This is a genomic window from Sphingomonas cavernae (genome assembly GCF_003590775.1).
GTDB classification, from domain to species: domain Bacteria; phylum Pseudomonadota; class Alphaproteobacteria; order Sphingomonadales; family Sphingomonadaceae; genus Sphingobium_A; species Sphingobium_A cavernae.
On the sequence record NZ_QYUM01000002.1, the window covers coordinates 756708 to 768081 of the forward strand.

8 protein-coding genes are annotated in these 11374 nt (G+C 63.4%); 4 read left to right on the forward strand and 4 right to left on the reverse strand.

Going from position 1 to position 11374, the window contains the following annotated elements; all coding sequences use genetic code 11:
• The first annotated feature begins 116 nt into the window (after positions 1–116).
• The 3 genes from D3876_RS03765 to D3876_RS03775 all read left to right on the forward strand — a co-directional run bounded on the left by D3876_RS03765 (position 117) and on the right by D3876_RS03775 (position 5901).
• Positions 117–1919 carry a tetratricopeptide repeat-containing sulfotransferase family protein gene (locus tag D3876_RS03765; protein ID WP_119759734.1) on the forward strand — a complete coding sequence of 601 codons (1803 nt, stop codon included), beginning with the start codon at positions 117–119 and terminating at the stop codon, positions 1917–1919.
• Positions 1920–2058: 139 nt separating this feature from the next.
• Positions 2059–4485 carry a TonB-dependent receptor gene (locus D3876_RS03770; protein WP_119759735.1) on the forward strand — a complete coding sequence of 809 codons (2427 nt, stop codon included), beginning with the start codon at positions 2059–2061 and terminating at the stop codon, positions 4483–4485.
• Positions 4486–4587: 102 nt separating this feature from the next.
• The gene (locus tag D3876_RS03775) at positions 4588–5901 is read left to right on the forward strand and encodes an amino acid permease (protein ID WP_119759736.1); all 1314 of its coding nucleotides are present in this window, start codon (positions 4588–4590) and stop codon (positions 5899–5901) included.
• Between the two features lie 7 nt (positions 5902–5908).
• Here D3876_RS03775 and D3876_RS03780 read toward each other — a convergent pair whose 3' ends face one another.
• Entirely contained in the window at positions 5909–7519 is a 1611-nt protein-coding gene (locus D3876_RS03780) for a phytoene desaturase family protein (RefSeq protein WP_119759737.1), read from the reverse strand.
• 82 nt (positions 7520–7601) lie between these two features.
• Complete coding sequence (locus D3876_RS03785) at positions 7602–8792, reverse strand: aromatic ring-hydroxylating oxygenase subunit alpha (RefSeq protein WP_119759738.1); 1191 nt, start codon at positions 8790–8792, stop codon at positions 7602–7604.
• A 42-nt stretch (positions 8793–8834) separates the two neighbouring features.
• Here D3876_RS03785 and betI point away from each other — a divergent pair, with 42 nt between their 5' ends.
• Positions 8835–9479: a transcriptional regulator BetI gene (gene betI / locus D3876_RS03790; RefSeq protein ID WP_238475228.1), complete on the forward strand. Its 645-nt coding sequence runs from the start codon at positions 8835–8837 to the stop codon at positions 9477–9479.
• 6 nt (positions 9480–9485) lie between these two features.
• Here betI and D3876_RS03795 read toward each other — a convergent pair whose 3' ends face one another.
• Both D3876_RS03795 and D3876_RS03800 read right to left on the reverse strand, forming a co-directional pair.
• Positions 9486–10886, reverse strand: a complete 1401-nt coding sequence (locus D3876_RS03795) for a M20/M25/M40 family metallo-hydrolase (protein WP_119759739.1) — start codon at positions 10884–10886, stop codon at positions 9486–9488.
• Positions 10887–10958: 72 nt separating this feature from the next.
• Positions 10959–11174 (reverse strand): hypothetical protein, encoded by a 216-nt coding sequence (locus D3876_RS03800; protein ID WP_119759740.1) that lies wholly within the window; start codon positions 11172–11174, stop codon positions 10959–10961.
• Positions 11175–11374: the final 200 nt, after the last annotated feature.

Genomic DNA, 11374 nt, shown 5'->3' on the forward strand with positions numbered 1-11374 from the left:
ATCCGATAGCTATGCATGGCGTCGCCCGGTCATCCCGGGCCGGTTGCGTGCCCGCGAAAAACTTGCTCCGATGCGACGAGAGACGTCCAGGTCATAGAATAAAGGGGTCGATCAGCATGCCACTTGCCGAGGCGCGCACGAAGGGAAGCATCGACGAGGCGCTCACACATGGCCGCGCGTTACTCAACGAATCGCCCCTGCTGGCCGCCCGACAGGCGCGCGAGATCCTCGCGGTCGACCCGGCCAATGCCGAGGCCTTGCGTCTGCTCGCGCGATCGCTGCGCGCCACGGGCGACGACGACTCGGCCGAACGCGCCGAACTCGATGCGATCGCCGCTTCGGTGCATGATCCCGAACTGGTGCAGGCGGCGCACGCGCTGCTCGACAACGCGCTTGCCGATGCCGAGCGCATATTGCGCCCGCGTCTCAAGACGAATCCTTTCGACGTCGCGGCAATCCGGATGATGGCCGAGCTTGCGGGGCGGCTGGGGCGCTATGGCGATGCAGAGAATCTGCTGCGACGCGCGCTCGAGCTGGCGCCCGGCTTCGCGGCCGCGCGCGGCAATCTCGCGACCGTGCTCTATCGCCAGAATCGCGCGCCCGAGGCGATCGCCGAGCTCGACCGGTTGCTCGACGCCGACCCCGCCAACCCGGCGCACCGCAACCTGAAAGCCGCGGCGCTCGGCCGGGTCGGCGGTTTCGACGAGGCGATCGCGTTGTACGAGGATGTGCTGCAGCGCTTTCCCGACCAACCCAAGGTGTGGATGAGCTACGGCCATGTGCTCAAGACCGTCGGACGCCAGACCGACAGTATCGCCGCCTATCGTCGGGCGATCACGATCGCGCCGGGGCTGGGCGAGGTATGGTGGAGCCTCGCCAACCTCAAGACCATCGCGCTCGATGCCGACGATATCGCAGCGATGACCGCTGCGCTCGAACAGACCGAACTCGGCGCTGAAGATCGCTTCCACCTCCATTTCGCGCTGGGCAAGGCGCTCGAGGATCAGGCGCGCGCGGAAGGCGCGTTCGCGCATTATGCCGAGGGCAACCGTTTGCGGCGCGCGATGATCGACTATGATCCGCAGGAAATCAGTAGCCTTGTCGAGAGAAGCCGCGCGCTGTTCACCGCAGAATTTTTCGGTACACGCGCTGGGCACGGATCAACCGCGGCCGATCCGATCTTCATCCTCGGCATGCCGCGCGCGGGATCAACGCTGATAGAGCAGATCCTCGCCAGCCATGCGCTCGTCGAGGGCACGCACGAACTGCCCGATATCGGCGCGATCGCGCTGCGGCTCGGCCGGGGTGATGCGCGCTATCCCGAATGCGCCGATGCAATGAATGCTGAAGCATTTGCCACGCTCGGCAACGAATATCTTGAAAGGACGCGCGTAAATCGCAAGACAAATCGCCCCTTTTTCATCGACAAGATGCCCAACAACTGGGCGCATGTTCCACTGATCCACCTGATCCTGCCCAATGCGAAGATCATCGACGCACGACGCCATCCGCTCGCCTGTTGCTTCTCCAACTTCAAGCAGCATTTCGCGCGCGGCCAGGGCTTCAGCTATGCGCTTGAGGACATGGCACGTTATTATCGCGATTATGTGAAGCTTATGGCACACGTCGACGCGGTGCTGCCCGGGCGCGTCCACCGTGTGGTCCATGAGGCGCTGGTCGACGATACCGAGGCGGAGGTCCGCCGGCTGCTCGCCTATCTTGGTCTCGATTTCGATCCCGGCTGCCTGCGCTTCTGGGAGACCGATCGGCCCGTCCGGACCGCGAGCTCCGAACAGGTCCGCCGCCCGATCAGCCGCGAGGGGCTGGATCAGTGGCAGGCGTTCGAGCCTTGGCTGGATCTGCTCAAAAATGCGCTCGGCCCAGTCCTCGACCGATATCCTGAAGCCCCGCCGCCTTGAAAGTTTCGTGATATTTTCGTCACAGGGCGGCGCCAATCGTTACCGACGAAAGGCTTTGATCGAAATCAAAATTGACGCTCTCCCGAAAGCGACTCAGATTTCGTTTCTAATGTGAACGCTTTCCTTAAGGGGCAGGAATATGCGCGTTTCCGATCTCGACCAGAGCCACAGTTCCGTCCGTCTGACCATTGCCGCGCTGCTGGGAACGACGATGCTCGCCACCAGTGCGACCGCGCTGGCACAAAGCACCGAACCGAAGGCATCGAACAGTGACGTCATCATCGTCACCGCGCAGAAACGCGAGGAAAATCTGCAGGATGTTCCGATTGCGATCACCGCGATCGGCACCGAGAAGCTCGAGCAGCTCCAGGTCACCGATTTCGATGACTATGCGCGCTTCCTGCCCAATGTCAGCTATCAGACGACCGGTCCCGGCGGCGCGAATGTCTATTTCCGCGGCGTCGCCTCGGGCGAGAATGCCAACCATTCGGGCCCGCTGCCGCAGGTCGGCATCTATCTCGACGAGCAGCCCATCACGACGACGACGGGCGCGCTCGACATCCATGTCTTCGACATCGCACGCGTCGAGGCGCTGGCCGGTCCGCAAGGCACGCTCTATGGCGCTTCGAGCCAGGCGGGAACGATCCGCATCATCACCAACAAACCCGATACGTCAGGCTTCTATGGCGCCGCCAATGTCGAAGTGAACACGGTGGCGCATGGCGGCGAGGGATATATCGGCGAGGCCTTCCTCAACGCGCCCATCTCGGACAGCGCCGCGGTGCGCATCGTCGGCTGGTACAAGAAGGACGCCGGCTATATCGACAATATCCCGGGCTCGCTGACCTTCCCGAGCTCGGGCATCACGATGGACAACGCGCCCTTCGTCGAGAAGGACTATAACGACGTCGAGACCTATGGCGGGCGCGCCGCGCTCAGGATCGACCTCGACGACAACTGGACGATCACCCCGCAGGTGATGGCCCAGAAACAGGTCAGCCACGGATTCTTCGCGCAGGAATCGGGGCTCGACGAGCTTCAGGTGCAGCAGTTCAATCCCGAACGGTTCAACGACCGCTGGATCCAGGCGGCGCTGACTATCGAAGGCAAGATCGGCAACTGGGACCTCACCTATGCCGGCGCGTATCTCAAGCGCAAGATCACCGGCGAATCTGATTATGTCGACTATGCCTATTTCTACGATGCCATTTCGGGATACGGCACGTTCTTCTACGACAATAACGGCGATCTGGTGAACCCCAACCAGTATATCCAGTCGGTCGACCGCTTCACCAAGCAGAGCCACGAACTCCGCCTCGCCTCGCCGGCCGACAAGCGCGTGCGCTTTATCGGCGGCCTGTTCTATCAGCGCCAGACGCACAATATCGAACAGAACTACATCATCGACAATATTGCGGACTCGATCACCGTTCCCGGCACCGACAGCAATATCTGGCTGACCAAGCAGTTGCGCGTCGATCGCGACTATGCCGCCTTTGGCGAGCTGACTGCCGATGTGACAAACAAGCTGAGCGTGACGCTGGGAACGCGCATTTATTATTTCGACAACACGCTCGTCGGCTTCTTCGGCTATAACAATCCGGGCTTCAGCTCGAACCCCGACTATCTGTGCCAGGGACCGTCGCAGGTTAAGGGCTCCCCCTGCACCAATCTCGACAAACGCACGCAGGACACCGATTTCATCCACAAGATCAACCTGACCTACAAGTTCAACGACGACGCGCTGGTCTATGCCACGGCATCGCGTGGCTTCCGGCCGGGCGGCATCAACCGTCGTGGTTCGATTCCGCCATATCTCGCGGACTTCGTCGACAATTACGAAATCGGCTTCAAGACGACATGGTGGGACAAGCGGCTACGGATCAACGCCGCGGTCTATCAGCTCGACTGGACCAACACGCAATTGTCCTTCCTCGGCGCAAACGGGCTGACCGAGATCCGCAATGCGGGCAACGCCCGGATTCGCGGCGCCGAGTTTGACGTCTATGTGCGGCCGGCCGAGGGATTCACGCTGACCTTTGGTGGCTCCTACAACGATGCCGAGATCACAGAGGATTTCTGCACTTTTGCCAATCAGGCCTTTGACTGCTCACTGCCGGGCCCGGATACCGACGACGATGGCATCCCCGATCCGAATGCGGTTCTGGCGCCCGCAGGAACACGTCTGCCGATCACCGCGAAGTTCAAGGGCAATGCGGTCGCGCGCTACGAGGTTCCGATCGGCAGCCTGAATGCCCATTTCCAGGGCAGTGTTACTCATGAGGGCAAGCGGACGAGCGATCTTCGCCTCTTCGAGCGCGACCTGCTCGGATCGCTCCCCGCTTATACCACCGTCGACCTTAGCGCGGGCATCGAAGGCAAAAGCTGGTCTGCCGAGATCTTCGTGCGCAATCTGTTCGACGAGCTCGGCTCAGTCGGCAAGGCGATCCAGTGCGTTGAGACGACGTGCGGCGATCCCGACGGCGTCACCGCGATCGGCGGCAAGGTCTATACCTATGTCAGCCAGCCGCGGACGATCGGGATCAAGGTCGGAACCAAGTTCTGAATTCCCACACGTGTCATTCCCGCGTAAGCGGGAATCCAGAGGATGCCGTCATCTTGTTCGAAGCCATCTGGATTCCCGCATTCGCGGGAATGACATCGTAGTATGAACCGCGAGTCAGCCCCAGCCCGCGCACTTGGCTTCTGGATGTGCCTCGCGCTCGTCATGGGCAACATGATCGGCTCGGGCGTCTTCCTGCTTCCCGCGAGCCTCGCGCCCTATGGCTGGAACGCGCTGTTCGGCTGGATCTTCACGATCGGCGGCGCGCTTTGCCTTGCGCATGTCCTGTCGCGGCTGTCGTCGGCGCTGCCGCAAGCCGGTGGACCCTATGGTTTCGTCCATGCCGCCTTCGGGCCGCTGCCCGCCTTTGTGATGGGGCTGAGCTACTGGATCTCGGTCTGGGTGGCGAATGCCGCAATCGCAATTGCAGCCGTCAGCGCGCTCAGCATCTTCGCGCCGGGGATCACGAAGATATCGGGGCTGCCCGCGCTGCTGTCCGCGGGACTGCTCTGGACGGTGACGCTGATCAACCTGCGCGGCGCACGATCGGCGGGGTGGTTCCAGATCGTGACGACGGTGCTGAAGCTTCTCCCGCTCATAGCGGTCGTCGTCATCGCACTGCTCATGGGCGCAGGCGTAGAAAAGACCGAAATCGTCGCTTTTCGCGCCGCAGACATCTCGCCGTCCGCGATCACCGCCACCGCAGCGCTCACGCTCTGGGCGATGCTGGGCTTTGAATGCGCCGCGGTGCCGCAAGGCAAGGTCGACAATCCGCAAGTCACCATTCCGCGCGCGACGATGATCGGCACGCTGCTCGTCGGCCTGCTCTACATCATCGTCTGTTCGGCGGTGACGTTGATGCTCCCCCTAGCGCAGGTCTCGCAGTCCGGCGCGCCCTTCGCCGATTTCATCGCGCGCTATTGGGGGGAGCAGCCCGCGCTTTTCGTCGCCCTCTTCGTCGCGATTGCCGCGATCGGCGCGCTGAACGGCTGGGTCCTGATGCAGGGCGAGGTTGCGCTGTCGATGGCGCGCGCTGGCAGCTTTCCGAGCTGGTTCGCCAAAACCGACGCACGCGAGACGCCTGTACGCGCGCTGCTCGTCTCGAGCGTGCTCGTCAGCGTGCTCATCTACATGAATTATGAGCGCTCGATGGCGAGCCTCTTCACCTTCATGGCGCTGCTCTCGACCGCCTCGGCGCTCGTCCTCTACCTGTTTTGCGCACTCGCGAGCCTGCGCCTCGCCTATAAAAAAGTGATCCCGCGCTCGGCGGCTTTCGTCGCCATTGCCAGCCTCGGCGTCATCTATTCCTTGTGGACCTTCTACGGCGCAGGCTGGGAGGCGAGCGGCTGGATCCTGGTGCTGCTCGCGGTCGGCGTTCCCGTCTATTTCGGCACGCGTCAGATGGCGTTCCAGCACTGACCCACGTTCACGCGCGTCGAAGCATCCGCCCGACAAAGCTTCGGTCCGCAAGGATCTCATGCGCCGCATTATGGCCCGGCGCGCCGGTCACGCCGCCGCCGGGATGCGTGCCCGCGCCGCACATATAGAGACCCTTCACCGGCCCACGATACGAACCATGGCCAAGCACCGGTCGCGCCGTCCAGAGCTGGTCGAGCGACATATTGCCGTGCATGATATCGCCGCCGACGAGGCCGAACTTGCGCTCGAGCCCCTTGGGACTGAGAATCTGTCGGCCGAGGATCGAGGCGCGGAAGCCCGGGGCATAGTGCTCGACGGTGTCGATGATCGTGTCGGCCGCGGCATCCTCTTCCTGATCCCAGTCGCGGCCGTCGGGAAGCTCGGGCGCAAATTGCTGGCAGAACAGGCTCGCGACATGCTGCCCCCTGGGAGCAAGGCTGTCGTCGACGGTCGATGGAATGAGCATCTCGACGATCGGCTTTTTCGACCAGCCATGCGCCTTTGCGTCGATGAACGCCTGATCCATATAGTCGAGCGTCGGCGCGATGATGATGCCCGACTGGTGATGCTCGCCGGGCTCGGGCAGGCAGGTGAAGCGCGGCAGTTCGGAGAGCGCGACATTCATTCGGAAGGTACCAGAACCCGCCTTGAACGCCTTGATCCGCTTCAGGAATTCTGGCCCGACATCGACCGCGTCCATCATCCGTTCGTAGAGCAGCTTGGGCCCGACATTAGCCGCGACGATATCGGCCATCACCTCCTCACCGCTTTCGAGCCGTACCCCCACCGCCCTCTCACCGTTGACGAGCACGCGATAGACGGGCGCTTCCAGACTGATCTCGACGCCGGCGTCACGGCACACCTTTGCCATCGCCTGCGTGATCGCGCCCATGCCGCCGACCGCATGGCCCCATGCGCCCTTCTTGCCGTTCACTTCGCCGAAGACGTGGTGCAAGAGCACGTAGGCCGAGCCCGGGGTATCGGGACTGGCATAGTTGCCGACCACCGCGTCGAAGCCGAAGGCCGCCTTGACCGCCTCACTCTCGAACCAGCTATCGAGGAAGGTGCGCGCCGACTTCACGAACAGGTCGAGCACGTCGCGCTGCTGCTCGATCGGCATCTTCGCAAGCCGCCGCCCCTGCCGCGCACCGTCGATAAGCGTCTTCAGGCCGTCGCCGACATTGGGCGGCGCCTTGAGCGCGAGGTCGCGCAACACCTCGGCGACATTTTCGAGCGCGTCATAATAAGCGGGGAGCGCCTTCGCGTCGTGCTCGGAAAAACGCCGGAACTCGGCCTGTGTCCGCTCGAGACCGCCGCCGAGCTTCAAATACCCGCCGTCCTCCTGCGGCAGGAAGTTCGAGATCGGGCGCTCGATCACGCGGTAGCCGTGATCGACGAGCTTCATGTCGCGGATCACCTTGGGCTGGAGCAGGCTGACGGTGTAGCTCGCGACCGAGTTGCGGAAGCCCGGATGGAATTCCTCGGTAACCGCGGCGCCACCCACGGTGTCGCGGCGCTCGACGATGCGGACCTTGAGCCCGGCCTTTGCCAGGTAGAAGGCGCAGACAAGGCCGTTATGCCCTGCCCCGATGATGACGGCGTCGTATTTCTTGTTCAACTCAGTCTCTCCGTTCGTCCCGAGCGAAGTCGAGGGACGTTTGGCGCTGGACGTGTCTCGACTTCGCTCGACACGAACGGCTTCAGTTGACCAGCGTCGCGGCCGGCTTGTTACTCCACCCCGGCGCCGGCGCCCTGTGCAGCCTTGCTTCGGGGATCAGCTCGCGTGTCTTGCGGCAGAAGGCGCGCAGGCACACCTCGCTCTCACCGAGTGGCCCGACGGTATAGCTCTGCGACATCATGCCTTGCTGCACGCGCGTGATGAGTTCGGTGTCTTCGGTGTTGACCTGACGGTTGATCCGCCAGTTGAGGTAGCGTGCGGCCTTCATCTCGCGGCGCTCATCGGGCAGCGCGTAACTGATCTCGCGGATCATCGTCTCGGTGGGCGAGACGGGGATGAACTGCATGAAATCGACCTGATCGGGATAGATGTCGAAGGCGACATTGGGCCACAGCTTGAAATAGAGCCACAGCCGCTGGTGATCCTCGGGCAGGTGGTCCACGCGCGGCAGGATCTTCTGGTACATGCGCTCGGAAAGATTGGCGGAGGGACGTTCCACGAGCGCCCCCCACATACGGTCGACATGCTCCTCGGCCTCGATGCCGTAACCGCGGCCGAACAGCCGTGTGAGCCCCGGATGCGCGACGGGAATGTGCAACCCGTCCGAATAATTGTCGGCGACATTTTTCCAGTTGACCTTGCGCGGACGCATCGTGACGCGGCCCAGCGCTTGCACCTCGTCAAACCTATAGGGTGCGACGCGATCCTCATAGGGCGCCATCATGCTCGCGACCGATGGACCGCCGCCTTCGAGCCGAACGAAGATGAAGCCCTGCCAGATCTCGAGCTCGACGGGGGCGAGGCCATTATCCTCCATCACCAGCGTCGGATATTCGCTTTTGCCCGGCACGCCGGTCAGCCGTCCATCAAGAGCGTATGTCCAGGCGTGATAGGGACAGATCAGCTTCTTCGCGCAGCCTGACGAACCGTCGACCAACCTTGACGCGCGGTGGCGGCAGACATTGGTGAAGGCCCGCATCCGGGCGTCCTCGCCGCGGATGACGAGGATGCTTTCCCCCAGGAATTCGAGCGTATGCCAGTCGCCGGCATTCGGCACATCGTTGACGTGGCAGACGACCTGCCAGCTCGGCCGCATCATCCGAGCCATCTCGACCTCGAAATATTCGGGATCGTGATAGACCCATGCCGGCAGGCTCCAGCCCTCGTCGGGATCGGTATTGGGCCGCGGATCGGCGAATGCGGGACGGGTCATGAGCGCTCCTTGTTATACGATCGTATAACAAGGTGACGGGCCATGCAACTGCTGTTATGTGTCGATCAAATGCTCAACCAGACCCGCGCCAGCTTTACCCGCGAGCCCGCCGATATGCGCCGTCAGGCGCTGATCGAGGCAGCCGCCGCGTGCCTTGCCGAAAGGGGCGTTGCGGGGACGTCGGTGCGGACGATCTGCGCACGTGCGGGCGTCTCGCCCGGGCTGCTGCGCCACTATTTCGCGGGGGTCGATGCGCTGATTGCCGAAACCTATCGCGAGGTGACACGGCATGTTTCGGAGACCTTCGAAGCCGCCGTCGCCGCTGCGGGGGAGAGCCCGCGCGCGCGGCTGATCGCCTATGTCACTGCCAGCTTTCGTCCGCCCATCACCGATCCGTCGCTGCTCGCGACCTGGCTGGCCTTTTGGAGCCTGGTCAAGACCGACGCCGATATCGCCCTGATCCACGGCGAGACGTATCGCGCCTATCGCGACGATCTCGAGGCGTTGCTCGCTGCGTGCGGCATGCCACAGGCCAGCGCAGGCCCCGTGGCGATCGCGCTCACCGCGCTCGTCGACGGGCTCTGGCTGGAACTTTCGCTAGATCCGACGACCTTCACGCCCGATCAGGCGAGCGCGATGGCGGTGCGCTGGCTCGATACGCTGCTCGAACGCCCCGCCTTCGGCTGATCCGCCCTATTTGCTCGCCAGGTCGGTGAGCACCGAGTGCCATTGGCCGAGCGCGTCACCGATCGTGTCGACGGGTACGCGCTCGTTGAGGCCGTGCGCGAAACCATCTTCTGCGCGCATGAACAGGCTGGCGACGCCATAGCTGGGCACGCCCTGCGCGCGGAAATGCAGGCTGTCGGTCGCACCCGCGGACATGCTTGGTGTCACCGCGATACCCGGATAGCGCGCGCGCACCGCCTTGGTGACCGCGTTCATCACGTCGGGGCGCAGCGGCGAAGCGTCGCTTGCGGTCGGATCGTCGAGCACGGTGATCTTCGCGCTGCTGTCGGCCATCACCTTGGTCAGCTCGGTCTTGATCGCGTCGATCGAGGTGCCGGGGAAGATGCGGCAGTTGACGTTGGCGGTCGCGCGCTGGGGCAGCGCGTTCTGTGCATGGCCGCCGCTCACCATCGTCGCGACGCAGGTGGTGCGGATCTGGCCGACATATTCGGATTTGGAGGCGATGATCTCGGCCGCCGCGCTGTCGCCGGGATTGGCGGCATAGCGCGCCATCGCGGCACCCAGCTCGCCACCGACCTGCTTGCTCGCGGCGGTCAGCGAGGCCTTGGTCAGCTCGTTCGCCTGATTGGGGAACTTGTAGGCGCCGAGCCGGTCGAGCGCCTTTGCGAGCCGGTAGATCGGATTGGTCGGCGTCGGCGCGCTCGAATGGCCGCCCGCATCGGTGATCGCGACCTCGAAATCGGCATAGGATTTCTCGCCCGCCTGAAGCCCGTAGAATAGCGGCTTGCCTGCCTCGTTCAAAAGCCCGCCGCCGCCATCGCCGTTGAGCGCCATCTCGGCGCCCTTGAACTTCTGCGCCAGCGCACGCGTCGTCGTCATCGAGGTTTCCTCGTCGCCCGACAAGGCCAGCACGATGTCGCGCTTGGGGCTAAAACCCTCCTTCTTCAGCCGCGCCATCGTCGCGACCATCATCGTCACGTCGTACTTGTTGTCCTCGGCGCCGCGCCCAAAGACATAGCCCCCCTCCTCGACCGCGGTGAACGGATCACGCGTCCAGTCGGCCGCCTTGGCCTCGACCACGTCCATATGGCCCAGCAGCACGATCGGCTTTTCGCGCGTCGTACCTTTAAGCGTCGCGATCAGCGTCGCGGTCTCGCCCATCGGCGTCATCTCGATGTCGCTGTCGGCATAGCCCGCTGCCTTCAGCACGGAGGCGAGATAGGCGGCATAGGCAGGCACCTGGCCCTGACCCTCGACGGTGCGGAAACCGACCGATTTCTTCAGGATTTCCTTGGCTTCGGCCGCCTGCGCGGCATTGGCCGGCTTCGCGCTGGCCGTCTGGCCCGTGGCGGCTGCAAGGGCGAGCCCCAGAACTAACGCGGTGCCCGTCCGATACGCCTTGGTCATTCCTGCCTCCATGTCATTGAGCGAACCTTGTGTTCGCGAACCGAGGTTCTGACAAGGGGGTCGGTCCGGGCGTCAGTTGCCAGGGTCGGACACAGCGCCGTACAGTTCAACACCGCGCTGCGCCACGCACCATTGGCGCAACAGGTGGATCGTATAGTCGAGATGCGCGCCATACTGGTGTGCACCGATCGCATCAAGGCAATCGAGCGCGCGCGCCATCGCGACGAGCGCTTCGGAGGCGAGACCGAGATGGCTCGGCGCGCTTGAGGCGGGCAATGCGTGATCCATCTCAATCCTCGTTTTCGGTGTTTATCCTTACCGCATCGCCCGCGCGACCATTGGGAATGGCGTGCAGGACGATCCCGCCTGTGCGCCCGACGGATTGGGTCACCGGGGCCGTCTGGCACGCATAATGTCGGAAACAGGCCGCTGCCGTTGTTTCACCACACCGATCCTTTCGCGACGCATCACCGAAACAGCCCCGGTGC